General features: G+C 63.6%; 24 protein-coding genes. 9 read left to right on the forward strand and 15 right to left on the reverse strand.

Annotation, left to right across the window (positions count from 1 at the left end):
- Positions 1–13 precede the first annotated feature (13 nt).
- Positions 14–2,284 carry an AGE family epimerase/isomerase gene (locus tag AC0L2X_RS03135; RefSeq protein WP_473554388.1) on the forward strand — a complete coding sequence of 757 codons (2,271 nt, stop codon included), beginning with the start codon at positions 14–16 and terminating at the stop codon, positions 2,282–2,284.
- On the opposite strand, the gene betB is transcribed toward AC0L2X_RS03135, so the two are convergent.
- Genes betB through betI form a run of 5 tightly spaced genes read right to left on the reverse strand, consistent with a single transcriptional unit; the run spans position 2,248 to position 8,550 of the window.
- On the reverse strand, positions 2,248–3,711 hold the full coding sequence (gene betB, locus AC0L2X_RS03140; RefSeq protein WP_473554390.1) for a betaine-aldehyde dehydrogenase: 1,464 nt from the start codon (positions 3,709–3,711) through the stop codon (positions 2,248–2,250). The two genes, AC0L2X_RS03135 and betB, sit on opposite strands and share 37 nt — an antisense overlap.
- 59 nt (positions 3,712–3,770) lie before the next feature.
- Positions 3,771–5,423, reverse strand: coding sequence for a choline dehydrogenase (betA, locus tag AC0L2X_RS03145; protein WP_473599276.1), 1,653 nt, complete (start codon positions 5,421–5,423; stop codon positions 3,771–3,773).
- Between the two features lie 3 nt (positions 5,424–5,426).
- Entirely contained in the window at positions 5,427–6,434 is a 1,008-nt protein-coding gene (locus AC0L2X_RS03150) for a threonine/serine dehydratase (protein WP_473554395.1), read from the reverse strand.
- Positions 6,434–7,963 carry a choline-sulfatase gene (gene betC / locus AC0L2X_RS03155; RefSeq protein ID WP_352490809.1) on the reverse strand — a complete coding sequence of 510 codons (1,530 nt, stop codon included), beginning with the start codon at positions 7,961–7,963 and terminating at the stop codon, positions 6,434–6,436. Before betC ends, AC0L2X_RS03150 begins: the two co-directional genes overlap by 1 nt.
- Positions 7,960–8,550 (reverse strand): choline-binding transcriptional repressor BetI, encoded by a 591-nt coding sequence (gene betI / locus AC0L2X_RS03160; protein WP_473554398.1) that lies wholly within the window; start codon positions 8,548–8,550, stop codon positions 7,960–7,962. Before betI ends, betC begins: the two co-directional genes overlap by 4 nt.
- A gap of 224 nt (positions 8,551–8,774) precedes the next feature.
- Between betI and AC0L2X_RS03165 the strand changes: the two genes are divergently transcribed.
- Positions 8,775–9,941: an acetyl-CoA acetyltransferase gene (locus AC0L2X_RS03165; RefSeq protein WP_473554400.1), complete on the forward strand. Its 1,167-nt coding sequence runs from the start codon at positions 8,775–8,777 to the stop codon at positions 9,939–9,941.
- 25 nt (positions 9,942–9,966) lie between these two features.
- Positions 9,967–10,971, forward strand: coding sequence for an asparaginase (locus AC0L2X_RS03170; RefSeq protein WP_473554403.1), 1,005 nt, complete (start codon positions 9,967–9,969; stop codon positions 10,969–10,971).
- On the opposite strand, the gene AC0L2X_RS03175 is transcribed toward AC0L2X_RS03170, so the two are convergent.
- Entirely contained in the window at positions 10,964–12,340 is a 1,377-nt protein-coding gene (locus AC0L2X_RS03175) for a TIGR03808 family TAT-translocated repetitive protein (protein WP_473554405.1), read from the reverse strand. The two genes, AC0L2X_RS03170 and AC0L2X_RS03175, sit on opposite strands and share 8 nt — an antisense overlap.
- 131 nt (positions 12,341–12,471) lie before the next feature.
- Between AC0L2X_RS03175 and AC0L2X_RS03180 the strand changes: the two genes are divergently transcribed.
- Entirely contained in the window at positions 12,472–12,945 is a 474-nt protein-coding gene (locus AC0L2X_RS03180; RefSeq protein WP_352665866.1) for a GreA/GreB family elongation factor, read from the forward strand.
- On the opposite strand, the gene AC0L2X_RS03185 is transcribed toward AC0L2X_RS03180, so the two are convergent.
- The 4 genes from AC0L2X_RS03185 to AC0L2X_RS03200 form a co-directional block, all read right to left on the reverse strand.
- Positions 12,942–13,328: a type II toxin-antitoxin system death-on-curing family toxin gene (locus AC0L2X_RS03185; protein ID WP_473554408.1), complete on the reverse strand. Its 387-nt coding sequence runs from the start codon at positions 13,326–13,328 to the stop codon at positions 12,942–12,944. The genes AC0L2X_RS03180 and AC0L2X_RS03185 overlap by 4 nt on opposite strands.
- Positions 13,325–13,555, reverse strand: coding sequence for an AbrB/MazE/SpoVT family DNA-binding domain-containing protein (locus tag AC0L2X_RS03190; RefSeq protein ID WP_352501761.1), 231 nt, complete (start codon positions 13,553–13,555; stop codon positions 13,325–13,327). The genes AC0L2X_RS03185 and AC0L2X_RS03190 overlap by 4 nt, the downstream gene beginning before the upstream one ends.
- A gap of 72 nt (positions 13,556–13,627) precedes the next feature.
- Entirely contained in the window at positions 13,628–15,751 is a 2,124-nt protein-coding gene (scpA, locus tag AC0L2X_RS03195) for a methylmalonyl-CoA mutase (RefSeq protein ID WP_473554410.1), read from the reverse strand.
- A complete protein-coding gene (locus tag AC0L2X_RS03200) occupies positions 15,748–17,190 on the reverse strand; it encodes a methylmalonyl-CoA mutase subunit beta (protein WP_473554413.1) in 1,443 nt (480 codons plus the stop codon). The genes scpA and AC0L2X_RS03200 overlap by 4 nt, the downstream gene beginning before the upstream one ends.
- 275 nt (positions 17,191–17,465) lie before the next feature.
- On the opposite strand from AC0L2X_RS03200, the gene AC0L2X_RS03205 reads away from it, so the two are divergent.
- Positions 17,466–18,998 carry a helicase HerA-like C-terminal domain-containing protein gene (locus AC0L2X_RS03205; protein ID WP_473554415.1) on the forward strand — a complete coding sequence of 511 codons (1,533 nt, stop codon included), beginning with the start codon at positions 17,466–17,468 and terminating at the stop codon, positions 18,996–18,998.
- 195 nt (positions 18,999–19,193) lie between these two features.
- On the opposite strand, the gene AC0L2X_RS03210 is transcribed toward AC0L2X_RS03205, so the two are convergent.
- The 3 genes from AC0L2X_RS03210 to AC0L2X_RS03220 all read right to left on the reverse strand — a co-directional run bounded on the left by AC0L2X_RS03210 (position 19,194) and on the right by AC0L2X_RS03220 (position 22,391).
- Positions 19,194–20,516 (reverse strand): serine hydrolase domain-containing protein, encoded by a 1,323-nt coding sequence (locus tag AC0L2X_RS03210; RefSeq protein WP_473599277.1) that lies wholly within the window; start codon positions 20,514–20,516, stop codon positions 19,194–19,196.
- A 202-nt stretch (positions 20,517–20,718) separates the two neighbouring features.
- A complete protein-coding gene (locus AC0L2X_RS03215) occupies positions 20,719–21,543 on the reverse strand; it encodes a L,D-transpeptidase (protein WP_473554419.1) in 825 nt (274 codons plus the stop codon).
- 185 nt (positions 21,544–21,728) lie between these two features.
- Complete coding sequence (locus tag AC0L2X_RS03220; protein ID WP_352827015.1) at positions 21,729–22,391, reverse strand: haloacid dehalogenase type II; 663 nt, start codon at positions 22,389–22,391, stop codon at positions 21,729–21,731.
- 151 nt (positions 22,392–22,542) lie between these two features.
- Here AC0L2X_RS03220 and AC0L2X_RS03225 point away from each other — a divergent pair, with 151 nt between their 5' ends.
- The 4 genes from AC0L2X_RS03225 (at position 22,543) to AC0L2X_RS03240 (ending at position 25,704) form a co-directional block, all read left to right on the forward strand.
- Positions 22,543–23,421, forward strand: a complete 879-nt coding sequence (locus AC0L2X_RS03225) for a branched-chain amino acid aminotransferase (protein WP_292658468.1) — start codon at positions 22,543–22,545, stop codon at positions 23,419–23,421.
- A gap of 107 nt (positions 23,422–23,528) precedes the next feature.
- A complete protein-coding gene (locus AC0L2X_RS03230; RefSeq protein ID WP_023677850.1) occupies positions 23,529–24,125 on the forward strand; it encodes a superoxide dismutase in 597 nt (198 codons plus the stop codon).
- A 175-nt stretch (positions 24,126–24,300) separates the two neighbouring features.
- Complete coding sequence (locus AC0L2X_RS03235) at positions 24,301–24,744, forward strand: c-type cytochrome (RefSeq protein WP_352490827.1); 444 nt, start codon at positions 24,301–24,303, stop codon at positions 24,742–24,744.
- A 9-nt stretch (positions 24,745–24,753) separates the two neighbouring features.
- On the forward strand, positions 24,754–25,704 hold the full coding sequence (locus AC0L2X_RS03240) for a cytochrome c (protein ID WP_473554421.1): 951 nt from the start codon (positions 24,754–24,756) through the stop codon (positions 25,702–25,704).
- 12 nt (positions 25,705–25,716) lie between these two features.
- Here the strand turns inward: AC0L2X_RS03240 and AC0L2X_RS03245 are convergent, their stop codons facing one another.
- Together AC0L2X_RS03245 and AC0L2X_RS03250 are read right to left on the reverse strand one after the other, a co-directional pair.
- Positions 25,717–26,100: an SET domain-containing protein gene (locus AC0L2X_RS03245; RefSeq protein WP_352862724.1), complete on the reverse strand. Its 384-nt coding sequence runs from the start codon at positions 26,098–26,100 to the stop codon at positions 25,717–25,719.
- Positions 26,101–26,244: 144 nt separating this feature from the next.
- Positions 26,245–26,871 carry a LysE family translocator gene (locus AC0L2X_RS03250; protein WP_473554423.1) on the reverse strand — a complete coding sequence of 209 codons (627 nt, stop codon included), beginning with the start codon at positions 26,869–26,871 and terminating at the stop codon, positions 26,245–26,247.
- Between the last annotated feature and the right edge of the window lie 55 nt (positions 26,872–26,926).

The raw sequence follows: 26,926 nt of genomic DNA on the forward strand, positions 1-26,926 counted from the left end.
GAGGCTTGTTTTCATGACCGAACGGATCGTCAGTTTTGTGATGAGCGGCGGCGTCGGCTCGCGGCTGTGGCCGCTGTCGCGCGAGGACAATCCCAAGCAGTTTCATGATTTCTCCGGCGACGGCTCGATGCTGGCCAAGACGCTGCGCCGGCTGACCGCGCGGCCGGAGGGCGAAACGCCGGTTTTCCTGATTGCCTCGGAAAGGCACGCCGACCGCGTTCATGCCGACATTGCCGGTCACGAGCTTTCCGGCGGCGGCCCGCTGTTCGAGCCGACCGGACGCAACACTGCCGCGGCCGTCGCTTTGGCAAGCCTGCGCACGCTGTCGGAATTCGGCGACAGCTTGGTGCTGGTGGTGCCGTCCGACCATGAGATCGCGACCGCGCAGCAATTCTGGCGCAGCGTCGAGGCCGGCACGGCGGCCGCGCGCCAAGGCAGGCTGGTGGTGTTCGGCATCAAGCCCGCCCAACCCGAGACCGGTTATGGCTACATCGAGGTGGCCGGCGAGCGCGATGGCATCTGCGATGTCTCGCGTTTCGTCGAAAAACCCGATCTCGCCACGGCGCAGAGCTATCTCGAGGCCGGCAATTTCTACTGGAACACCGGCATCTTCCTGTTTCGCGCCAGTGCCATGCGCGATGCGTTCATGGCCTTCCAGCCCGACATCTGGAGCGCCACCGAGGCTGCCTACCAGGCTGCGACATCGGACCTTTCCGGCCTCTACATGCCTCTGGAGCTCTATGCCGCCATCCCATCGACATCGATCGACTATGCGATCATGGAGCGCGCCAGCGGCATCGCCATGGTGCCGGCCGGCTTTCGCTGGAACGATCTCGGCTCCTGGCAATCGCTGCTCGACGTCGGCCCCTCCGACACTCAGGGCAATGTCATTGTCGGCGATGTCGTCGCCATCGATTGCGAAAACTCCTATATCCGCAGCGACGGCCGCCTGCTGTCGGCCATAGGCCTGAAGGACGTCGCCATCGTGTCGACCGCCGACGCCACTTTCGTCGCGCCGGTCAGCCACAGCCAGAACGTCAAGAAGATCGTCGAGCAGCTCGAAAAAAGCGGCCGCCTCGAGACCAGGTTCACGCCCGCCGACGACCGCGTCATCGAAAGCGGCGCCTGGCAGCGTCGCGTGCACCATTGGCTGTTCGAGGAGACGGTGCCGTTGTGGTCGACGGTCGGCGTCGATGAGCGCCATGGCGGGTTCCACGAGGCGCTCGGCTTCGATGCCTCCCCGCTGATGAAACCCAAACGCATGCGCACGCAGGCCAGGCAGATCTACGCCTTCGCCGTCGCCAAGGCGCGCGGCTGGAACGGCCCGGCCGATCGGCTGATCAGCCACGGCCTCGAATTCATGGCCAGGCACGGACGTACCGACAATGGCGGCTGGGTACGCACGCTCAACATCGACGGCACCGTCGCCGACGCCGCCGAGGATGCCTATGACCATTCCTGCGTGCTCCTGGCGCTGGCGCATGCCCATATGTGCGGCAATCCCGATGCCTTGCGGCTTGGCGAGGAGACCTTTGCGTTCATCGACGCGCATCTCGAGGACGAGCGCCTGACAGGCTTCCGCGAGACCTCGAGCAGCGAGGGCGAGCGCCGCTCCAACCCGCATATGCATCTGCTCGAGGCATTCCTGGCCTGGCATCAGGCGACCGGCGAACGCGCCTACCTTCGCCGCGCCGCGCGCATCGTCGATCTGTTCCGCAGCCATTTCTTCGACCCGGAAAGCTGGACGCTGGGTGAGTATTTCGACCATGAATGGCGGCCGGCCCCTGGCGAGAAGGGCACGTGGACCGAACCTGGCCATCATTTCGAATGGGCCTCGCTGCTGGTCGACTTCGCCGGGCGCAGCGGCCAGAGCGGCTTGACCGGGCTCGCCCGGAAACTTTATGCGTCGGCGATTGCCAATGGCCTGAACCGCGCTACAGGCCTCGCCTACGGCGCGGTTTCCCGGCAAGGACTGCCGCTCGACCGCGTCTCGCGCAGCTGGCCGCAGGCCGAAGCGATCAAGGCGGCGATCGCGCTGGACGGTTCGGGCGGTCCCGACCTGAAGCCGGAAATCGAGGCGCGTGTCGGCCGGCTGTTCCGCTGGCACATCAATCCGGCACCGCTCGGCCTGTGGATCGACCGCATCGACGAGCGTGGCCGCTCGCTGGCAAGCGAGGTGCCGGCCAGCATCTTCTATCATCTGGTCTGCGCGCTGACCCAGTATCTCGACGGCACGGCCCGCAAGGATCAGTACGGGCTGGCGACATCCCCCGTCTCGACATAGACCGACTTCAGCTGCGAATAGAGCGCCAGTGCCGCGAGCGAATTCTCGCGGCCGATGCCGGACTGCTTGAAGCCGCCGAAGGGGATTTCGACCGGCGTCAGATTGTAGGCGTTGATCCAGCAGGTGCCGGCCTGCAATTCGGCGATGACGCGGTGGGCGCGCTGCAGGTCGCGTGTGAACACGCCGGCGGCGAGGCCGAATTCGGTGTCGTTGGCGCGATCGATCACCTCGTCCTCGCTGTCGAATTTCAGCACGCTCATAACTGGCCCGAAAATCTCCTCGCGGGCGATGCGCATTGTGTCCGTGACACCGGTGAACACCGTCGGCTCGACGAAGAACCCACCCTGGAAGCCCTGCAGCGAAGGCACATTGCCGCCGCAGGCGAGCACCGCGCCATCCTGCTTGCCGGCCTCGATGTAAGAGACCACCTTGTCGTGCTGCGCCTTCGAGACCAGCGGCCCCATCTGCGTGTCCGGATCGAGCGGATCGCCAATGCGGATTTTCTTCGTCCGTTCGGTCAGCCTCTCGACGAAACGGTCATGGATGCTGCTCTGCACGAACACCCGCGTGCCGTTGGAGCAGATCTGGCCGGTCGAATAGAAATTGCCGAGCATGGCGCCGCCGATGGCATTTTCGAGGTTGGCGTCATCGAAGACGATCAGCGGCGACTTGCCGCCGAGCTCCATCGTCGCGTGCTTCATCTTTGAGCCGGCGTGCGACAGCACCTTGCGGCCGGTCGGCACCGAGCCAGTCACCGAGACCTTGGCGACGACATCATGTCCGACAAGGCCGGCGCCGACATCGCCAAAGCCTTGCACGACGTTGAACAACCCGTCGGGCAGACCGGCCTCGGTGTAGATCTCGGCGAGCGCCAGCGCTGAAAGCGGCGTGTTCTCCGACGGTTTGAACACCATCGCATTGCCCATGGCGAGGGCGGGTGCGGATTTCCAGCCGGCGATCTGGATCGGGTAGTTCCAGGCGCCGATGCCGACGCAGACGCCGAGCGCCTCGCGCCTGGTATAGGCAAAGGGTCCGCCGAGATCGACAGCCTCGCCATTAAAGGCGGCGACGGCGCCGCCGAAATATTCCAGGCAATCCGCCGCCGACGGGGCGTCGGCAACCAGCGTCTCCTGGATCGGCTTACCGGTATCCAGCGTCTCGATGCGCGCCAGATCGGCATTGCGCGCCCGCAAAATGTCGGCGGCGCGGCGCAGGATGCGGCCGCGTTCGACCGGCTTCAGCCGCGCCCAGGCCGGTTGTGCCGCACGCGCCGCCTCGATCGCGAGCTCCAGCACGTTCGGTGTCGCCGAGCGCAGCATGGCGATGGTCTCGCCGGTTGCCGGATAGATGACCGGCAGGGGCGCGCCGCGCTCGTCGTCGATATAGCGGCCGTTGACATAATGCGATGCCGTTGGCTGGGCGCGCATGACTGTTCTCCAAATCGTCTTTTCGCGGCATGCAGAATATGCGTCCGCCGGATCATGGCCTATCTGTCCGACGCCTGCCAGCGCGGATTGATCCATGGTTCCTGCTTGGACGGTGGCAGCGGCGTACGCCCGAGAATGTGGTCGGCGGCCTTCTCGCCGGTCATGATCGACGGCGCGTTGAGGTTGCCGTTGGTGACGCGTGGAAAGATCGAGGAATCGGCGACCCGCAGCCCTTCGACGCCGATGACGCGGCATTCCGGATCGACGACGCTCATCGCATCGTCGGCACGGCCCATCTTGCAGGTGCCGCAAGGGTGGTAGGCGCTTTCGGCGTGGTCGCGGATGAAGGCGTCGAGCTCCTCATCCGATTGTACATGTGAACCCGGCGACAGTTCCTTGCCGCGGTAGGGATCGAAGGCTGCTTGCCCGAAGATCTCGCGGGTCAGCCGGATGCAGTGACGGAACTCCGTCCAGTCGTCCGGATGCGACATGTAGTTGAAGCGGATCACCGGCTTCGATCTGGGATCGGGCGAGCGCAGCGTGACCGAACCGCGCGACTTCGACCGCATCGGCCCGACATGCGCCTGGAAACCATGCGCCTTCGCCGCCGCCTTGCCGTCATAGCGGACGGCGGCCGGGATGAAGTGATACTGGATATCGGGATAATCGACGCCGGCGCGCGAGCGCACGAAGGCGGCCGCCTCGAAATGATTGGTGGCGCCGAGGCCGGACTTGAAGAACAGCCATTGTGCCCCGATCAGCGCCTTCGAAAACGGGTTCAGCACCGAGTTCAGCGTGATCGGCTTTGTCGATTCCTGCTGGATGTAGAGTTCCATATGGTCCTGCAGATTGCGGCCGACGCCGGGCCGGTCGGCGATCACCGGGATGCCGTTCTCCCTAAGGTGCTGGCCGGGGCCGATGCCGGACAGCATCAGGATCTTGGGCGAGTTGATCGAGGACGCGGCAACGATCACCTCGCGCCGCGCTCTGACCACCTGAATCCGTTTGCGCACTTCGATCTCGACGCCGGTGGCGCGTTGATTCTCGATGATTACCCGCCGGGCGAAACCCTTGACCAGGCTGACATTTTTCCGCCTCAGCGCCGGCCTCAGATAAGCGCTCGCCGCTGACCAGCGACGGCCGCGGCGAATGGTCTGCTCCATCGGCCCAAAGCCTTCCTGCTTCGCGCCGTTATAGTCGTCGGTCAGCTCGAAGCCGGCCTGACGGCCTGCCTCGACGAAGGCGCCATAGAGTGGGTTCGTTCTCGAGCCGCGCTGCACAGTCAGCGGCCCGCCATGGCCGCGCCAGCCATCCTCGCCGCCTGCGCTGTCCTCCATGCGCTTGAAATAGGGGAGCACGTCGGCAAAGCCCCAGCCGGCCGCGCCCTGTTCGGCCCAGTGGTCGAAGTCGCGGGCATGGCCGCGCACATAGACCATGCCGTTGATCGACGACGAGCCGCCGATCACCTTGCCGCGCGGCGTCGCCAGCACGCGGCCGCCGAGATGCGGCTCCGGCTCGCTGGCAAAGCCCCAGTCGTAGAGGCTCATATTGAGCGGGATCGACAGCGCCGACGGCATCTGGATCAGCGGCCCGATATCGCTGCCGCCATATTCGATGACGATCACCGAATGCTTGCCGTCCTCCGACAGCCGGTAGGCCATGGCCGAACCGGCCGAGCCGGAGCCGATAATGACGAAATCCGCTTCAAGCATGGTTCATGCGCGCCCATGGTTCATATGCGCAATGAAATCGGCCAGCGAGACGTTGCCGCCGGTTGCCATTACGAGAACGGTCTTGGCGGTCACGTCGACCTTGCCGCCCAGCAGTGCCGCGAGCGAAGCAGCGCCCGAAGGTTCGAGCACCAACTTCAGCCGCTCGAAGGCGATTTGCATGGCGCGCCGCACCGAAGCATCGTCGACGGTGACGCCGCGAACGCCGGCGGCCTTCACCGCTGCGAACGGCGCGTCGCCGGGCCGCCGCGACATCAGCCCATCGCAGATCGATTTCGGCCCGATCGGCATGGTTTCGATGGCGCCATGCGCCAACGACGAGCCCATGCCGTCAAAACCTTCCGGCTCCACGCCGATGATCTTCGTGGTTGGCGACAGGTAGTGGAAGGCCAGCGAAACACCGCCGATCAGGCCGCCGCCGCCGACCGAGCAGAACAAGAGATCGGCCTCGACCTGCCTGGCGGCGAGCTGGTCGAGTGCCTCCAGCCCGGCACCGGCCTGGCCGGCGACGATCTCCGGATCGTCGAACGGGTGCAGCCGCGCCAGGCCTTCGCTCGCGGCGATCTCGCGCGCCTTGGCGGCAGCGACTTCCTCACGCGCGCGCTCGCCATGGTCGGTCAGCACGACGCGGGCGCCATAGCCCGACGTGGCATCGCGTTTGGCGGCAGGCGCGTCGATCGGCATGACGATGGTGACGGGAATGCCAAGCGCCTGGCCCGCCGCCGCCAGCCCTTGCGCGAAATTGCCGGAGGAGTAGGCGACGACGCCATTTTTGGCTTCATCGGGCGACAGCCGCTTCAGCCGCCAATAGGCGCCGCGCACCTTGAACGATCCAGCCCATTGCAGCGACTCGGCCTTGACGAAGACGCGGGCGGCGCCGGTCTCGCGGGCGAGTGCCGCCGATTCCAGCAGCGGCGTGATCTGCGTCGCCTTCGAGGTGACGGCATAGGCCTGCCTGAGATGGTCGAGCGAGGGGAGGAGACTATCTGTCATCATTCGCCTCGCGGAAAGCGCTTCTGCTCTTCGAGCAGGTCGAGGTTCATATGGTTGCGCATGTAGCGCTCCGATGCCTTCTGGAGCGGCTGGAATTCCCAGGGGTAATGGGTGCCGTTGCGCAGCGCCGGGTAGACCACCCAGCGGCGTGCCTGGCTGGCACGCACCGCCGCGTCGAACGCAGCCATGTCCCAGCGCGCCCGCACCTTGTCGGTGAAAGCGGCCACCAAAGCCGCATTGGCCGGATCGGCGGCGAGGTTGGTCAATTCCCGCGGATCCGATTCAAGATCAAACAGTTGCGGCGGGTCGATCTCGCAATGGATGAATTTGTAGCGGCCCTCGCGCATCGCCACGATCGGGGCGTTGGAGCCTTCGGCAGCATATTCCATCAGCACCGGCGCGGAGCGTTTCTTTCCGTTCAGCAGCGGCAGCAGCGATTGGCCGTCGGTCCACGGCGCAATCGCGCTGATGTCGATGCCGGCGAGGTCGCAAAGCGTCGGCGTCACGTCGAGGTTGGAGACCGGCGTCTCGATAAGGCCGGCGGCGATGCCGTTGCCGGCGATCATCAGAGGCACCCGCGCCGAACCTTCGAAGAAGCACATCTTGAACCACAGGCCGCGCTCGCCGAGCATGTCGCCATGGTCCGAGCAGAACAGGATGATTGTGTCGTCGAGCATGCGCGTAAGCTCGAGCACGGACAGCAATTCGCCGAGCTTGTCGTCGAGATATGAGATGTTGGCGAAATAGCCGCGCCGCGCGCGGCGGATCTGCTCCGTGGTGATGTCGAACCTGTCATAGTCGCTGGCGCGGTAGAGCCGCTGCGAATGCGGGTCCTGCCTGTCATAAGGAATGAAGCCGACCTCCGGCTCGAGCGCCGGGCAATCCTCGTAGTGGTCCCAGTAGCGCCGCCGTGCGACGTAGGGATCGTGCGGATGGGTGAAGGAAACAGTCAAGCACCAGGGGCGATGTGCGGCGTCGTCGGAGACGCGGGCAAAATCATAAAGCTTCTGCACCGCATGGAAGGCGACCTCGTCGTCATATTCCAGCTGGTTGGTGATCTCGGCAGTACCGGCGCCGCTCACCGAGCCGAGATTGTGATACCACCAGTCGATCCGCTCGCCGGGCTTGCGATAGTCCGGCGTCCAACCGAAGTCGGCCGGATAGATGTCGGTGGTCAGCCGCTCTTCGAAACCGTGCAATTGGTCCGGGCCGACGAAATGCATCTTGCCGGAGAGGCAGGTGTGATAGCCGGCAGCGCGCAGATGATGAGCAAAGGTCGGGATCGAAGACACGAATTCGGCGGCGTTGTCATAGACCCCTGTGCGTGACGGCAACTGGCCGCTCATGAATGCGGCGCGGCCCGGCGCGCAGAGCGGCGAGGCGGTGTAATTGTTACAAAAACGAGCCGAACGTGCGGCCAGCGCCTTCAGATGCGGCGCGTGCAGGAAGTCCGCCGGCCCATCCGGAAACAGCGTTCCGTTGAGCTGATCGACCATCACGATCAGGATGTTGGGTCGCTTGGATGTCACTGCTTCTGCCGTCCGCTGAGCTTCGTTTCGAGATAGTCCTCGACCAGTGCAATCGCGGTCGCGGCATCGGGGACGCCGTCCTTCAGCGCGCGCCTGATATAGAGCCCGTCGATCAGCGCCGCCGTCGCTTCGGCGATCCGGTCGGCCTCGCTTCTCGGCAGGATGCCGGTCAGCCCGCTGAGCAGATTGGAATGCAGCCGCCGCGCATAGACCCTGAGCAGCCGGCGAAGTGCTGCCGATTTCTGCGCCTCGACATAGAAGGCGAGCCATGCGGCGATCGTTTCGGGCTGGAACTGGATGTCGGAGAAATTGACCGCGACCACTGCCGAGACGCGCTGGCGCGCCGAGCCGGCTGCGCGAAGCGCGCGGCGCGTGTCGGCGGTGAGCTCGCTCAGGATGTGCCGCATCGTCGCCAACAGCAACTCGTCCTTGGCACCGAAATAATGGTGGGCAAGCGCCGAGGACACGCCGGCACGCCCGGCGATTTCCGACATCGTCACATCAAGCGAGCCGCGCTCGCCGATCGCCGAGATCGTTGCGTCGATGAGCGCCCTGCGGCGCAACGGCTCCATTCCGAGTTTCGGCATTCCTGCTCCGGCCTTTTGGGGCAAGATTATTTTTTATTGACGCATCAATCAACAAAAATCCAGCCTGATTTGCTGGCAAAAGCCAGGCACTATGACCAGATGATCAAGATCAAGCGATTGTGCGGTTCTGGCCCCTTCACGAAGCCGGCGGAACGGTTCATGCTTGAACAATGCTGAGCGCGCCGCAGTATCGCGTGGCCCAGGTCCACAGGATGGAGATCGCCATGACAGCATGCATCGTCGGTTGGGCGCATTCGCGCTTCGGCAAGCTCGAAGGCGAGACGTTGGAGGGCCTGATCACCAAGGTGGCAGTCGAGGCGCTCGATCATGCCGGCATCGGTCCGGATGACGTCGACGAGATCGTGCTCGGCCACTTCAACGCCGGGTTTTCCGCCCAGGATTTCACCGCGAGCCTGGTCCTCCAGGCCGACGACCGGCTGCGCTTCAAGCCGGCGACCCGCGTCGAGAACGCCTGCGCCACCGGCTCGGCGGCGGTCAGGCAAGGCATCCGCGCCATCGACGCCAATGCCGCCCGTATCGTGTTGGTGGTCGGCGCCGAGCAGATGACGACGACGCCCGGTCCCGAGATCGGAAAGAACCTGCTCAAGGCCTCGTATCTGCCGGAGGACGGTGACACGCCGGCAGGCTTCGCCGGCGTCTTCGGCAAGATCGCCCAAGCCTATTTCCAGCGCTACGGCGACCAGTCGGATGCGCTGGCGATGATCGCCGCCAAGAACCACAAGAACGGCGTCGACAATCCCTACGCGCAGATACGCAAGGATTTCGGCTACGAGTTCTGCCGGCAGGAAAGCGAGAAGAACCCGTTCGTCGCCGGTCCGCTGAAGCGCACAGACTGCTCGCTGGTGTCGGACGGAGCCGCCGCACTTGTCCTTGCCGACACGGCCACAGCGCTGAAGATGCGCCGCGCCGTCGCCTTCCGCGCCAATCAGCATGTGCAGGATTTCCTGCCGATGTCGAAGCGCGACATTCTCGCCTTCGAAGGCTGTGAGCAGGCCTGGAACCAGGCGCTGAAGCAGGCGGGCGTGACGCTCGGCGACCTGTCCTTCGTCGAGACGCATGACTGTTTCACCATCGCCGAACTGATCGAGTATGAGGCGATGGGCCTGGCAAAGCCGGGCGAGGGCGCCAAGCTGGTCCTGGATGGCGAGACGGCGAAAGATGGAAGGCTGCCGGTCAATCCGTCGGGCGGGCTGAAGGCCAAGGGCCATCCGATCGGTGCCACCGGCGTATCGATGCATGTGCTGAGCGCCATGCAGCTCGTCGGCGAGGCGGGCGGCATCCAGGTGCAGGGAGCGAAGCTCGGCGGCATCTTCAACATGGGTGGTGCTGCGGTCGCCAACTACGTTTCCATTCTCGACCGGATCAGATAAACCCGCCCGCATTGCGGGAGGTGACATGACAAATCCGGTTCTGGTCGAAGTCTTGCGCGGCGCAATCGTCGAGAGCGCGCATCGCGGCGCTGTTTCCGTATTCGACGCCGACGGCAAGCCTGTCTGGGAGATCGGCGACACGGCACAGCCGGTGTTCCCGCGTTCGGCGGTCAAGGCGATCCAGGCGTTGCCGCTGGTCGAGAGCGGCGCTGCCGATGCCTACGGCTTCGGTGATCGGGAGCTGGCGCTGGCCTGCGCCTCGCATTCCGGCGAGCCGCCACATGTCGAGCTCGCGAGGGCCATGCTGGCGAAGGCCGGCCTCGACGAGACGGCACTCGAATGCGGCGCGCATTGGCCGTCGAACCATGGGGCGACGCTGGCGCTTGCCCGCGCCGGCAGCGTACCGAACGCGCTGCACAACAATTGTTCCGGCAAGCACTCAGGCTTCCTATGCACCTGCGTTCACAGCGGCATCGCCCATCGTGGTTACGTCAAGGCTGGCCATGCCTCGCAGGAAATGGTGCGCGAAGCGATGCAGGCGGTGACCGGTGCTGCCCATGGCGCCGATCACCGCGGCACCGACGGCTGCTCGATTCCGACCTATGCCGTGCCGCTGCGCAGCTTTGCCCTTGGCTTTGCCCGCATGGCGACAGGTGCCGGCTTCGAGCCGGTGCGCGCCCGGGCGGCGGAGCGGCTGCTTTCCGCCTGCATGGCCGAGCCGTTTTTCGTCGCCGGCACGGGCAGGTCCGATGTCGCGATGATGGAGGCAGCGCCGGGCCGGATTTTCGTCAAGGGAGGCGCCGAAGGCGTTTTTTGCGCCGCCGTTCCGGAGCTTGGCCTTGGCATCGCGCTGAAATGTGACGATGGCGCCGGCCGCGCCGCTGAAGTGATGGTCGCGGCTGTGCTGGCAAAGCTTTTGCACGCCGACCACGCGCTGGCGGCGAAACTGATCGAACAGGCAAATCCGCCCATCGAAAGCCGGATCGGCGCCAAAGTCGGCGCCCTCCGGCACACCGCCGCCCTCAACTGACGTGATTGCGCTCGACGGTCAAATGCGCATAGCCGGCATTGCCTGAGGCGGCGAGGTCGCCGGTTACCGGCTCGGCCCAGCGCTGGCCGACGATCGCGCCGTTCTGGACCCCGTCGATGACATTGTCGGAAATGATTGCCGTTCCGGCACCTTCGACCACGGTGACGACGATGCCGGTCCCCGCCTTGCGGATGACATTTCCCGTGGCGACTACATTGCGCATGAACGGTCCCCAGCCGATCTGCATGCCGTAGAGCGGCGCATTCTCGACGACATTGCCGGCAACGGTGGTGTCTGCCTCGACGCTGATGCCGACGCCGAAGCCGGGCGCGTCGGCAGGGTAGGGGCCGCTGGTCGACAGATTGCGGACAATGTTGCCGGAGCAGACGCCCATGCGGCCGCCCTCGTTGAAATTGACGATCGAAATGCCGTTCGCGGCGCCATCGACGATGTTGTTGCCGATGACCGCTCCTTCGAATGAGAATTCGGAATACACGGCCGTTTCGCCCGCGCGCGAGCAGGTATTGCCGGCTATCTGCAAATTGCTGGCACTGTTGGCGCGGATCGCCGAAAACGCGCAGTCCGAAACAATATTGCCGGAGATGATGACGTTGCCGGCGCGGAAGGCATTGATGCCGTTGCCGTTCTGGCCGGTTCCGCCGCTGCGCGCCTGGATGCGTTCGATGCGGTTGCCGCTGACGATCGTGCCGTCTTCCGCCGCCTGCCAGCGGTGCACGAGAATGCCGCCATTGGCGCAGTCGCAGACGCTATTGCCTGATATTTCCAGGCCATCGGCCTCAACCGAATAGATGCCGGCATCGGCTGCACCGGATATCTCCGAGCGCTCGATGCGGCCCGAGGCATGCTCGAGCGCCAGACCGTTCTTGCCGCTGCCGGTCATCTGGCAGTTGTCGACGACCAGATGGGCGATGCGGCGCAGATCGAGCAGGCCTTGCGTGTAGTCCCCCATCCAGCGGTTGCTGCCGTCGAACACCAGCCCGCTGAGTTCGATATGCTCGGCCTGTTCGGCCATGATGAGATGGCCGTTGCCGCCGTAGACGATCCGCGACGCGCCCGGCACGCCAGACAGGCGTACCCGGCCGGGCAGCGACAGGTTGGAAACGATATAGATCCCCGGCGGCAGGAACACCGGCATGTCGTGGTCGTGCGCGTCGCGCAGCAGCTTGGTGAAAGCCTTGCTCTGGTCGTCAAGCGCGCCGGGCCGAACGCCGAGCTCGGTCGCGTTGATGGCGCCACGTATCGCGGCTTTCTCGATGCCGGGCAGGTTTTTCGCCGCGGCCTTGCCGAGCGAAAGCCCCATGACGGCAAAGCCGGCGGTCTGCGCAAGCAGCGTTCGTCTGTTCAACATCGGCACAGATTCCTTGCGTTCAACGGTCGCGCCGCAGGATTCGTGCCAGACAGGATCGGCCCGGATCGGCCCCGACGTCGGTTCGCCGGCTACGGCTTGTGGAGTCGTCGCGTCAGGCATAAGTTCGATAGATGAGCAGGGCCTTCACCCGCGAAGAAGACAGCGAAAACGCCATCGCCGGCATCGGCGAGCGGCCGATCAGTCATCACCGCAATCTGGTGACGGAACGCGGCCTGGCGCTGATCGATGCGGAGGTGGCCGCTCTGCGCGACGAACTGGGCAGAGCCGAAAAGAGGGCCGACCGCGAGCGCATCGCGCTGGTGTCGCGTGACCTCCGCTATTGGACGGCGCGGCGGGAAAGCGCCGAGCTTTCGGTGCCGGAACCGGGCAGCGACATGGTTCGCTTCGGTATGGGCGTCACCCTGGAAAGCGACGACGGCAAGAAGGTGCACTGGAAGATCGTCGGCGAGGATGAGGCAAATCCCGCCAAGGGGACAATTTCCCATATGTCGCCGATGGCGATGGCGCTGTTCGGCAAGAAGGTCGGCGAAGTTGCCGTGGTCAATGGCAAGGAATGGGAGATCGTCAAGCTCTCCGACAATTAGTCTTCGAGCTTGACGACATGATCGCGGAAGAACGCCGCGGCGCCGGCCTCGTCGATTTCGCCGGCGGCGACCATCATGACCAGTTGAATAATGTCCGCCTGCTCGGCTTCGATGCTCAAGCCATTGAAATAAAGGAACAGGTCGGCCGCCGCGAAAGCAGTACGCTTGTTTCCGTCGACGAATGGATGGTTTTTGGCGATACCGAAAAGATAAGCGGACGCCAGCTCACAGAGATCGGGCTCGCCATAGATTTCCCTCTGCTGCGGCCTGTAGAGCGCCGACTCCAGCATTCCTTCCTCGCGGATGCCCGCTGCGCCGCCGTGGAGGCGCAGCTGCTCGGCGTGAAGCGCCTCCACGAATTCCCGCAAATGATGCTCGGTCATTTTGCGAGCGCGCGGTAGGCAACCTCATACTTCTTCATCCGCTCGCGCGCGATCTTCATCTTGCGCTCGAATTCTTCAGCAGTGTCCTCGGTGCGGCGCAGACGAAGCTCATCGCCTTCCTGGACGATGACGATGCTGTCGCCCGCCTTCAGGTTCATGCGGTCGAGAATTTCCTTCGGCAGGATCACGCCTTCGGAATTGCCGATCTTGCGAATGGTCGTGTTCATGGTGAGACATCCTGTTGCAACGCTGATTATAACTCAGCCTGTTTTCGTTGCAACAGACATTATAACAACGCGTCAGCCGGCCTGCAGCAGCCGGTCCATCAGCCGGTCCGCCGCTTCCGGGATGACCGTGCCGGGCGGGAAGATTTCAGTGGCGCCTGCCTGCCGGACCGCGTCGTAATCCTGCGGCGGGATGACGCCGCCGGCGACGATCAGCATGTCGTCGCGGCCGAGCTTCTTCAGCGCCTGTTTGAGTTCGGGAATAAGCGTCAAATGGCCTGCCGCCAGCGACGAGGCGCCGACGATGTGCACGTCATGCTCGACCGCCAGCCTGGCGATCTCGTCCGGCGTCTGGAACATCGGCCCGACGGTGACGTCGAAGCCGAGGTCGGTAAAGGCGGTGGCGATTACTTTCTGGCCGCGATCATGGCCGTCTTGCCCCATTTTGGCGACCAGAATGCGCGGCTTGCCGCCGGACTTCTCCTCGAACGCTACGATCTTGTCCTGCAGCCGGTCGACCACTGGATTGTCGCCGAGCGCGTTGCGATAGACGCCGGAGATCGTCTGCACCGAGGCGACATGGCGGCCGAAGACTTTTTCCAGCGCCAGCGAAATCTCGCCGACCGTGGCGTTGGCGCGTGCGGCCCGGATGGCGAATTCCAGCAGGTTTCCGTTACTCCCGGCAGCACGGGTCAGCGCATCGAGCGCGCTCTCGACGGCGGCGACGTCACGCGTGCCTTTCAGCCGTTGCAGCTTCGACAATTGCCGTGCCCTGACCTCGGCGTTATCGATCTTCAGCACGTCGACATCGATGTCCGTCCCGGGCTGGTGGGCATTGACGCCGACCACGATCTGTTCGCCGGAATCGATGCGCGCCTGGGTGCGCGCGGCAGCCTCTTCGATGCGCAGCTTCGGTAGGCCCTTTTCGATCGCCGCGGCCATGCCGCCGAGGGTCTCGACCTCCTCGACATGCGCAAGCGCACGCGCCGCCAGATCATGCGTCAGCCGTTCGAGATGGGCGGAGCCGCCCCACGGGTCGATGATGCGCGTCGTGCCGGATTCCTTCTGCAGGATGAGCTGTGTGTTGCGGGCGATGCGGGCCGAATGGTCGGTCGGCAGCGCCATTGCCTCGTCGAAGGAATTGGTGTGCAGCGACTGCGTATGCCCTTGAGTCGCCGCCATCGCCTCGATCATGGTGCGGATGATGTTGTTGTAGGGATCCTGCGCCGTCAGCGACCAACCGGAAGTCTGGCAATGGGTGCGCAGCGACAGCGAGCGCTCGTCCTTAGGCGAAAAGTTCTTCAGCATCAGGCTGGCCCACAAAAGGCGGGCTGCTCTCAGCTTGGCGACTTCCATGAAGAAGTTCATGCCGATCGCCCAGAAGAAGGAAAGGCGCGGCGCGAAACGGTCGATGTCGAGGCCGGCCGCGACGCCGGCGCGCGCATATTCGATACCGTCGGCAATCGTGTAGGCGAGCTCGAGATCCGCCGTCGCACCTGCCTCCTGCATGTGGTAGCCGGAGATCGAGATCGAATTGAACTTCGGCATGTGCTTGGAGGTGTAGGAAAAAATGTCCGACACGATCCGCATCGAAGGTTTCGGCGGATAGATGTAGGTGTTGCGCACCATGAACTCTTTCAGGATGTCGTTCTGAATGGTCCCGGCGAGATCCTTCTGCGCGACGCCCTGTTCCTCCGCCGCCACGATATAGAGCGCCATGATCGGCAGCACCGCGCCGTTCATCGTCATCGATACCGTCATCTCGTTAAGCGGGATGCCGTCGAACAGCTGGCGCATGTCGAGAATGGAATCGATGGCGACGCCGGCCATGCCGACATCACCGGCGACGCGCGGATGGTCGCTGTCGTAGCCGCGATGCGTGGCGAGATCGAAGGCGACCGACAGGCCTTTCTGGCCGGCGGCAAGGTTGCGCCGGTAGAAGGCGTTGGACTCTTCGGCCGTCGAGAAGCCGGCATATTGCCGGATCGTCCAGGGTTGCTGGACATACATCGTCGGATAGGGGCCGCGCACGAAAGGCGGCAGGCCCGGATAGGTATCGAGGTGCGGCAAGCCCTTGAGATCGCTCTGGTTGTAGAGATGCTTGACGGCGATGCCTTCCGGCGTCATCCGCTGACCTTTGACCTCGACCGGAACCCGCCGTGGCGGCGACCAGCCGATCTGGCTGAAATCCGGGATCATGGTGCGGCTCCGATCGACTGATCGATGCGGATCGGAAACAGCGGCTCGCACACCGCAACGCCTTCGGTGAAGGCAGGCCGCCTCTCCGCCGCCAGCGTCTCGACAGGACGCTCGGTTTTCGGTGGGTGCAGCGTCGTGCCGACGATCGCCCGTTCGCCCGCCTGGTAGGCAGCGTTGCGGCGGGCGGAAGCTGCCTGGACGCGTTTCTGGATATCGCCTTGCTCAAGGCTGGACAGCACGCCACCTTCCGCCTCGATCTGCTGGAACTCTTGCCAGGCCGCCGTGCAGAGCTCCGCAGTCAGGGCTTCGACGGCGCCCGAACCGCAAGCCGGATCGGCGACGTGGTCGATGTGGCTTTCATTGGCCATGATCAATTGCGCGTTGCGGGCAACGCGGCGGGCAAAACCCGCGGGCAGGCCGTGCGCGATGGTGTGCGGCAGGATGGCGATCGAATCCGCGCCGCCGGCGGCAGCCGCAAAAGCGGCGATGGTGGTGCGCAGGATGTTGGTTTCAGGGTCGGCCGCCGTCATCATCCTGAAGGAGGTTTCAGCATGGATGCTGGCGGTGGAGGGCGGTATCGAGCAGGCCTCCTGGACACGCGCCCACAGCCTGCGCAATGCCCTGACCTTGGCCGTCGAAACGAACTGGTCCTGGTCGACGCTCAGCGCAAAACCGATATGCGGCGCCGCATAGACAAGCGGCTGGCGCGCCTTCTCGAACAGCCTCAGATAGGAGACGGCCGACGCGAGCATGGTGCCAAGCTCCTGCGCCTCGGTGGCGCCGGCATTGTGGAACACCCGCCCGTCGGCTTCCAGCAGCACGCCGGGCACGCCCATCGAAAAGAAATGCGCCAGCGACTGCGGCATCGAAGCCTGCAAAGCCTCGATCGACATGCGTAGCTTGCCGGTCCCGGCAAAGATCGCCGCCGGATCGATGCCGAAGGAGAGGTTGAGCTTTGCCGGGTCGGAGCGGCGCTTGGTCAAAAACGCCACCAGCCAGTCGGCCACGGCTCGGCTCCAGGGATGGGCGTCGATGCGGATCTGGATGCGGTTGAGCGGCACGCCGTCGAGCACGCCCTCCAGCGCCTCCGCCGTCCTCGGCAAGCCGTAGCCGAAGGCGTTCGGCGCGCCTTCGAAGACAAGCGACAGTCCGGTAGCACCCTGCGCGATGTCTTCCAGCGCCTGCGCACTGGCTCGGGCTATGTCGGGATCGTCGATGCGCTGGCTGACGATCCACGGTGATCCCGGGTTGGCGCGCACGACAGGCTCGGCGGTTACCGAACGCTCGTAGAGCGGCTCGACGCGGATGGCGTCGTCCGTATGCGAGACGAGCTTTTCCTCGAAGGACCCGCCGGCCAGCGCCTTCTCCGCCAGCGCCAGCCATCGTTGCCGGTCGACGTTCGGAAGTTCGGCATCCTGGGTCAAGGCACCGGCGACCATCCGTTCTCCTCGTTCTAGCGGCCGCAGCGGCCGACCATGTCAGTCTACGGTCCCCGGCCCGATATCACAATGCAGCACACATGCCGTGCAACACGCCTTTCGTGACGGCGACCGTCAATCGATTGCCAAACATGGGCAGGTTCCGCAAGCTCCAAAAGCCATTTTCAACGACGCCCATTGTCGCTGCGCAATGGCCTCACTATACCTGCGGCGGGGCTCCCTTTTCTTCAAGGGATCAGGGCATTCAACCCTATAGGTTTGCGGAGACCGGACAAATGGCCGACGATACCAGTATCTTCATGGGAGCCAGCCGCAAGCCGGACGACAGCTATCAGCGGCCCGAACAGCTTTTGCTGCAGTATGGCAATCGTCACGGCCTGGTCACCGGCGCGACCGGCACCGGCAAGACGGTGACCCTGCAGATATTGGCCGAGGGTTTCTCCAATGCCGGCGTGCCGGTATTCTGCGCCGACATCAAGGGCGACCTGTCGGGTATCGCCATGATGGGCACAGCGCAGGATTTCCTGGTCAAGCGGGCCGAGCAGGTCAAGCTCGATCCCTATGAATTCCAGGAATTCCCGGTCATCTTCTGGGATCTGTTCGGCGAGCAGGGCCACCCGATCCGCGCCACCATCTCGGAGATGGGGCCGCTGCTTCTGTCGCGGTTGATGAACCTTTCCGAAGCACAGGAAGGCATCATGAATATCGCCTTCCGCATCGCCGACGAGGAAGGCCTTCTGCTGCTCGACCTGAAGGACCTGCAGTCACTGCTGGCCAACATCGCCGATCGCGCCGAAGAGATCGGCGCCCGCTACGGCAACGTGACGAAACCTTCGGTCGGTGCCATCCAACGCACGCTGCTGGTCCTGGAGCAGCAGGGCGCTGCCAATTTCTTCGGCGAGCCGGCATTGCGGATCGCCGATATCATGCGCACCACGCGCGATGGACGCGGCGCCATCAGCGTGCTCGCCGCCGACAAGCTGATGATGAATCCGCGGCTCTATGCGACGTTCCTGCTGTGGCTGATGTCGGAACTGTTCGAGGAACTGCCGGAGGTCGGCGACCCGGACAAGCCGAAGCTGGTCTTTTTCTTCGACGAGGCACACCTTCTGTTCGACGACGCGCCGAAAGTGCTGATCGACCGCGTCGAACAGGTGGTCCGGCTGATCCGCTCGAAAGGCGTCGGCGTTTATTTCGTCACGCAAAATCCGCTGGATATTCCTGAAACGGTGCTGGCCCAGCTCGGCAACCGCGTGCAGCACGCACTTCGTGCCTACACCCCGCGCGAACAGAAGGCCGTCAAGACGGCGGCCGAGACGTTCAGGCCCAATCCCGATTTCGACTGCGCAACCGTGATCACGCAGCTCGGCACCGGCGAGGCGCTGGTCTCGACGCTGGAAGCCAAGGGCGTGCCGTCCATGGTGCAGCGGACGCTGATCCGCCCGCCGTCGTCGCGCCTTGGCCCGATCACGCCCGAAGAGCGCCGCAAGCTGATCGCCGAGAGCCCGGTTGCGGGACAGTACGACCAGACCATCGACCGCGAATCTGCTTTCGAGATGCTGCAGAAAAAGGCCAAGGACGCCCAGGAGGCGCAAGCCCAGCAGCAGGAGAGCGGCCGTTCGCGCTGGACCATTCCCGGCTTCGGCAATGACGATCCCCAGCCGACCGGCGGCCGCCGCGCGCCGCGGCCCTCCAACCGCCAGACGGTGGCGGAGGCGGCGATCAAATCAGTCGTGCGCTCGGTCGGCTCGTCGATCGGACGGGCGATCGTGCGGGGTATTCTGGGGAGTTTGGCCAGGGGGCGGTGAGGCAGGGCGAAGGTCGGATTCGCGCCATGAACCCGTCGCGATGCATATTAGTGAACGATCGAAATGGGCCGTGAGCGGACAGGCAGTTCAGGCTGCGGTTCCTGAAGAGCGGACATTCAGGTTGCGCGGCACCGTCTCGACCACGGCCCAGCCTGCCGGCGCGAAGTTGCTCCGCGCACTTTCTGTTGACCTGTCTCAGGCCCCCGTCAATGCGCCATGGACGAGTGCGCGCAGCTCTTTGCGCACCGGAATGGCGCTCGAAGGCAGCAGTTGCGTGAAGAGAATGACAACCAGGTCGTCGACCGGACTCACCCAGAAGAAGGTGCCTGCCGCCCCGCCCCAGCCATAGTCGCCCACTTGCGCCGAAATTTGTGCCTTAGCCGGATCGAGGACGACTGAGCCCAACAGACCGAACCCGACGCCTTCAAACTGGGTTTCGGCCCAAACTTCGGTTGCCATGGAGGCAAGATCTCCCGGTAGGTGATTGCGCGCCGCCAATTTCAAAGTGCGGGGACTGAGAATGCGTTCGCCGTTGAGTTCCCCTCCAGCCCGCAGCATTTCGGTGAACCGCCAATAATCGTCGATGGTTCCGACGAGCCCGCCTCCGCCGCAGAACGTATCAACCTTGCCTTGCCGCCATTCGGAAACCTGCGGCGCTTCGTGCAATGCCATGCCGCCAGCCGTAGCCTCATAAAGCGGGGGAAAACGGCTGATCTCAGACTCCGGCACAGAGAAGCCGGTGTCGGTCATGCCGAGAGGCTCGAAGATGCGAGTCGCGAAGTACTTGTCGAGCGTCATTCCGGAAACGACTTCCACGATGCGGCCGATGACATCGGAGCCGGTGCTGTATTGCCACTTCGTGCCCGGCTCCCATTCCAATGGCAGCTCGGCGATCCTGCGCACCATCTTGTCGAGCCCACCGTAAGCAAGGGCGAGGCCAAGTTTTTCTTTTGCATAAGCTTCACCGAGCAGTCGGGGGTTCGTAAAAAGGCTTAGGCCAGATGTGTGGGTCAGCAGATGGTGGATCGTTATCTTCGTTTTGGTGGGCACTGTTTGGTCCAGCGAGGTTGCGCCCGGTATCAGAAGTTGCCCGTTTTTGAATTCCGGCAGGTAAGCTTCGACCGGATCGTCGAGATGCAGGCGCGCCTCCTCGTACAGCATCATCAGCGCGACTGCGGTGACAGGCTTGGTCATCGAGTAGATCCGGGCGATGAGGTCGCGGTGCCAAGGCCGCTTGGCTTCGACGTCGGCGTGCCCGGCGCAATCGAAAAAGGCGAGTTCTCCATGACGCGCAATGAGCACCGCACCGCCCGGCCAGCGGCCGGTGTCGGCATATCGCTGCATCCATCGCTTCAGTCGCGCCAGCCGCGCCTTGTCGAAGCCGAGGTCCGCAGGAACACGAGTCGGTTCACTACTAAGTTGACTCATCGCCCAAATGCTCTGTCGCAAACGAAGGCTCTTTGGACGATCCTGCGCTCTTCCGGGATTATTGCCAATAGCTGCCTGCTTGACCTCCACTGAAGCTGCAGACGACGTCTGTTCTCAGGAATCCCAAATGCGGTCCCCTGGGGCAGACTTGGGCGCAGATCTGCCGTTGGCACGCTGACCGCGGAGCCGCGTTCGGGTGGTAGATTGCCATAGCGCAAATCCGATGGCTCAGGCAGCTATCTAACCGGAACCACCAGGAGCGAGGAAGATCCCGCCCGCGCTTTCGATCAACTCAGAAGATCGAATTTGTGATCGATTTTATCGGGCCGAGCAGGATCGATCCTTCCGGCACGCCGGCGTCGATCGGGATGGCTTTGCGGTTTGCTGTCGCCACCATCGGCTGGCCGATATCGGCCGTCACCACGACCGGGGTCTTGTTCGGCACACGATCGTAGAGATCGATTATGTCCTGGTTCATCAGGCGCACACAGCCCGACGACACCGACTTGCCGATCGACCGCCATTCCGGCGAACCGTGCAGGCGGTAGAGCGTGTCCTGGTTGCCCTGGAAGAGATAGAGCGCCCGCGCGCCAAGCGGGTTCTTGAGCCCGCCGGGCATGCCGCCATTATCGGCGCTGTAGGGTTTCAACTCCGGCTGCCGCGCTATCATTTCGTCCGGCGGCGTCCATTTCGGCCATTTCTGCTTCCATTGGACCACGGCATCGCCCGACCATTCGAAGCCGGCGCGGCCGAGCCCAACGCCATAGCGGATCGCCTGGCCGCCCGGGCGCACCAGGTAGAGGAAGTGATTAGTCGTGTCGACGACGATGGTGCCCGGCTGCTGCCCGGTCGGATCGTCAACGATCTGGCGCAGGAACTGCGGGTCGATCTTGTCGACCGGTATGGCCGGCAGCTCGAAGCCGCCATCCGACATCGGCCCATACATCGTCACATAGTCGCCGAGCGCCGGCTCGACATAGGTCGGGGGCGGTGGCTCGACCGGCTGTTGCGACAGCGTTGTGCAACTGGAGGCCGCGACCGAGGCGGCGCCAAGGGCGGCTGCGTTGAGGAAACCGCGACGGCTAAGGCGCAGAGAGGACGACGGGAGTGTGAACATGATTGCCTTTTTTAAGTCTCAAATCGCAACAAAGCATAAATGCATCCGGTTGCGCGCCCGGTCACGCAGGGTGCTCGAGCAATGCCCGGCGCGATAGGCGGTTCCAATTCTGGCCGCAGGGTGGACAAACAAAGGCAAAGCTGTGACTGGACCGTCACTGTTGCGTCGAGGCAACATTTCCGGTGTCACCCCCCGGCGACCAGACCTTCAAGGGACGGCAAGATCAGGGCCGGTGGAAAATCCCGGTATTCCTCTGGCTGATTGGCGCGGTTGATCCACACCGTCCTGAAGCCGAATTTGGTGGCGCCGGCGACGTCCCAGCGGTTGGATGACTGGAAAGAGACAGCGCCTGGATAGAGGCGCCAGCCCGTGGTGACCATGTCGTAGACCGACGGATCGGTCTTGAAGCGCCTGACGCTGTCGACGGAAAAGACGTCGTCCAGGACCTGGTCGAGCGCGGCGGACTTGACGGCCGCCTCCAGCATTTCAGGCGAACCGTTGGACAGGATCGCCAGCCTTGCCCCCGAAGCCTTGAGCGCCTTGAGCACGGCCGGCACCTCCGGATAGCAGTCCAGCCGCCAATACGCCTCGAGCAGCTTCGCCCTCAGCCCGGCATCCGCGGATGGAACCTTGCGCAGGGCGAAGTCGAGGGCCTGCTCGGTGAGCTGCCAGAAGTCGGCATAGGCCCCCATCAGCGTCCTGACCCAGGAATATTCCAGCTGCTTGGCGCGCCAGATATCGGACAGCAACTGGCCGTCCGGCCCGATCTGGTCGGCGTGACGGCGCACGGCCGCATGCACGTCGAACAGCGTGCCATAGGCGTCGAAAACGTAAGCCGCGAACTGCATCCGACAGTTTTGAGGCCGCGTAAGGCAAGGCGCAAGCGCTGATTGCAGTCCGCCAGCCCGCTGGCCTCAACAAATCTCAGCCAAGCCGGTTGACGGCGGCCGCCAAAGCATCTTCCAATGCGCCGCAACAAGCATTGGACGGAACCTGGCAATGACACTGGCGACTGCGGCGCAATCCGCGACATGGACCTTCGTCGACGGCGACTGGTACGAGGGCAACGTTGCCATTCTAGGGCCGCGCAGCCACGCCATGTGGCTCGGCACCAGCGTGTTCGACGGCGCCCGCTGGTTCGAGGGCGTCGCTCCCGATCTCGATCGCCATGCAGCGCGGGTAAATGCCTCGGCGATCGCGCTCGGCCTGAAACCGACGATGAGCACCGACAAGATCGTCGGCCTGACCTGGGACGGGCTGAAGAAGTTCGACGGCAAGACGGCGGTCTACATCAGGCCGATGTATTGGGCCGAGCATGGCGGCTATATGGGCGTGCCGGCCGACCCGGCCTCGACTCGTTTCTGCCTTTGCCTCTACGAATCGCCGATGATCTCGCCGGCTGGGTTTTCGGTGACGGTGTCGCCGTTCCGGCGCCCGACCATCGAAACCATGCCGACCAACGCCAAGGCCGGCTGCCTTTATCCCAACAACGGCCGGGCCATTCTCGAAGCCAAGATGCGCGGCTTCGACAATGCGCTCGTGCTCGACATGCTGGGCAATGTCGCCGAGACCGGCACCTCGAATATTTTCCTGGTGAAGGACGGCCATGTCCTGACGCCGGCGCCGAACGGCACCTTCCTGTCCGGCATCACCCGCGCGCGCACCATGGCCCTGCTGGGCGAATACGGGTTCACGACGACGGAAAAGACGCTGTCGATCCGCGATTTCCTGGAGGCAGACGAAATCTTTTCGACCGGAAACCACTCGAAAGTCGTGCCGGTCACCCGTATCGAGGATCGCAATCTGCAGCCCGGACCGGTGGCCAAGAAGGCGCGCGAACTCTATTGGGAATGGGCGCATTCGACTTCGCCCGGCTGACCCGCTAAAAAGCGGCCGGCGCTTCGTTTCCGGAGTTGTTCCAGACCAATCCAGTCCTATGTTAGTCCGGTATCGACACCGGATTTTTCCACGAGGGAGTACGACCGATGGCTTTTGAATTGCCCGCCTTGCCCTATGATTACGAGGCTTTGCAGCCTTACATGTCCAAGGAAACGCTGGAATATCACCACGACAAGCACCACAAGGCCTATGTCGACAACGGCAACAAGCTGGCCGCCGAGGCGGGCATGGGCGATTTGTCGGTCGAAGAGGCCGTCAAACAGTCCTTCGGCAAGAATGCGGGGCTCTTCAACAATGCCGCCCAGCACTACAATCATATCCATTTCTGGAAATGGATGAAGAAGGGCGGCGGCGGCAACAAGCTGCCGGGTGCATTGCAAAAGGCGGTCGACAGCGATCTTGGCGGCTACGACAAGTTCAAGGCCGACTTCATCGCCGCCGGCACCACCCAGTTCGGCTCGGGCTGGGCTTGGGTCTCGGTCAAGGACGGCAAGCTGGCGATCTCGAAGACGCCGAACGGCGAGAACCCGCTCGTCCATGGCGCGACGCCGATCCTCGGCGTCGATGTCTGGGAACATTCCTACTACATCGATTATCGCAACGCCCGGCCGAAATATCTCGAAGCCTTCGTCGACAGTCTCATCAACTGGGACTATGTGCTCGAACTCTACGAAAAGGCCTGATCCGTTCCAGAAAAGCCCCGGCAGAACCGGGGCTTTTCTTTTTCAGCATCAGAACGACAGCTGCAAAAATTTCACGCAAGCGTGAGGCGAAGCGTCGGAATTTTTAAGCCATCCTTGCCGTTTGTTATCGGGGTGGGACCGCATCCTGAATTGCCTTCAACATGGAGCCAAGTGAATGAGAAAGCTTATCCTCGCCATCTCGATGCTCGCCTTCGCCGGTTCGGCGGCATTTGCCGACCCGGTCGCCGACCGGCAGGCCCTGATGAAGGAACGTGGCAAGATCGCCGCCGGCTTGTCGAAAGTGGTCAAGGGCGAGACGCCCTACGACGCAGCTTCGGTACTGACGGCGTTGCAGGCACTGCAGGCCAATGCCGAGAAATTCCATGCCGGCGTCGACACGCTTTTCCCGGCGGGCAGCGACACCGGCGACACCACGGCGTCCCCAAAAATCTGGCAGGACATGGCCGGCTTCAAGACGGCTGAAGGCAAGTACCTCGCCGACGTCAAGGCGGCGGTCGCCGCAGCACCTGCGGATGCCGACGCGTTGAAGGCGCAGTTCAACACCATCGGCGGCGGCTGCGGCAACTGTCATCAAAACTACAGGGTGAAAAAAGGCTGATAGCGGGCAATGCGCTTGCTGAAGAAACTTGTCGGCACCGCCCTCGTTCTGGGCGGCGCGGCCGCGATTGCCGGCTGGTTCCTGTCGGCTCCGGTCAGGCTCGATGCCGCAACGCTGGCTGAGCTTGGTCCTGGCGACGCCGCCAGGGGCAAGCGCATCTTCTACGCCGGCGGCTGCACATCCTGTCATGCCAAGCCCGGCTCGCAAGGCGACGCCCGCCTTCAGCTGGTCGGCGGCCTTGAACTCAAGACGCCATTCGGCACCTTCGTGCCGCCGAACATCTCGCAAGATACCAGGGACGGCATCGGCGCCTGGTCGGTCGAGGACTTTGCCAACGCCATGCTGAAGGGCGTGTCACCGTCGGGCGAGCATCTCTATCCGGCATTTCCCTATACTTCCTACGCGGCCATGAAGCCGGCCGACATTGCCGATCTCTATGCATTCCTCAAGACGTTGCCCGCGGTCGCCGGCAAGGCGCCCGCCAATTCGCTGGCATTTCCTTTCAACGTCCGACGCGGCCTTGGTCTGTGGAAGCTGCTCTATTTGAGTGATCAGCCGGTCGTTTCCTTTCCCGACGGCACATCGGATCCGGTGTTGACAGGCCGCTATCTGGTCGAAGGCCCCGGCCATTGCGGCGAATGCCACACGCCGCGGGACGTTACCGGCGGCACCAGGAAGAGCCAGTGGCTGGCAGGTGCCGCCGCCGCCGAAGGCAGCGGCATCGTGCCCAACATCACGTCGGGCGAGGGCGGCATCGCCGACTGGTCCGAAGCCGACATCGCCAACTATCTCGAAACCGGCTTCACGCCGGATTTCGATACGGTCGGCGGCGCGATGGTCGACGTGCAACGAAACATGGCCGTGCTGACCCCGGAGGACCGCACGGCGATCGCCGCCTATCTGAAAGCCGTGCCGCCGCATCCCAACGGCTATCCGGCGCGCAAGAAGCCGGCGAGCTAGCGGCTGTCCGGTCTAGCGGTCGCCGAGAAAGTCGAAGCCGGTTTCGAAGAAGTGATTGTAGTCGCAGGTCATTTCCTCGCCGGGCGCAATATCGCGCAAGGCATAGGTCTCCTCCGGCTGCGAGACGTCGCAATTCGGGTCGTCGGCATGGTTCATGTAGCGCGCATCGTCGGCCTCGAAGACGATGTAGTTCGGGTCGCGCCGGTCCGGGTAGGCGTAGCGGTCGAGATAGGTTTTCACCGGCCCGGTTTCCCGCTCGTAGGCTGCTACCTCGATGCGGCGGTCGTATTTCGGGTCGAGCTTCCAGACCAGCGTGCCGCGGGGAATGTGGTTTTTGGCAAAGACGCCGATGCCCTGGATGGGCGATTTGTCGAGATAGACATCGACGAGCAACATAGCAGATCCCTGGGTGATTGAGTGTTGGCGGCGACCGTGAAAAGGCCGCGCACTGGGTAGCGCGCGACCTTTGCAATTGCGAGCGGAAAATCAGCTGTGCCTGCTCAGTTTCCGAAGCTTCATACAGCGTCGCCTGTCGAGACCCTAGCGCTGTTGCAGCGCCAACCGAATGCCCAAGGCGCAATAGATGCCGCCGACAGCCTTGCCTTGCCATCTCAGCACCGTCGGGTTTCGGCGCAGGAAAGTGCCGAGGCCGCCCGCACCCACGGCGAAAACCACCGTGCTGACGAGGCCCAACAGAACAAAAATCACGCCCAATGTCGCCAGTTGAAGCATCACCGATCCGTTTTCAGGCCGCACGAACTGCGGAAGAAATGCAAGGAAGAAAAGCGCGGTCTTGGGGTTGAGAACCTCGGTCAAAACAGCCTGCCGAAATGCTTTGGCGGCGGGAATCGCAAGTGCGCCGGCGGCCGGATAGGCAGGCGTTTTCTCGATGATCGCACGAATGCCGAGATAAATGAGGTAGGCTGCGCCGATGTACTTCACGATGCTGAAAAGCGCCGCCGACGTGGCAATGATCGCCGAAATGCCGACGATCGCCATGAAGGTGTGAACCACGTCGCCGGCCGCGATCCCCGCGCCGGTCGCGATGCCAACCCTGGTTCCAGAACTGGTAGCCCGCGCCACGGTCAAAAGGGTGGCAGGACCCGGGATGAAGACAAAGCCAAGCACGACCGCGACATACGCAATCAGTGTGGTGAGATCGATCATTGGTGGCGTCTCCGCAACTCTGACCGCGAATGAAAGCCACGTCTCGGAACGGAAG

The sequence above is a fragment of the Mesorhizobium sp. WSM4828 genome (assembly GCF_055811175.1).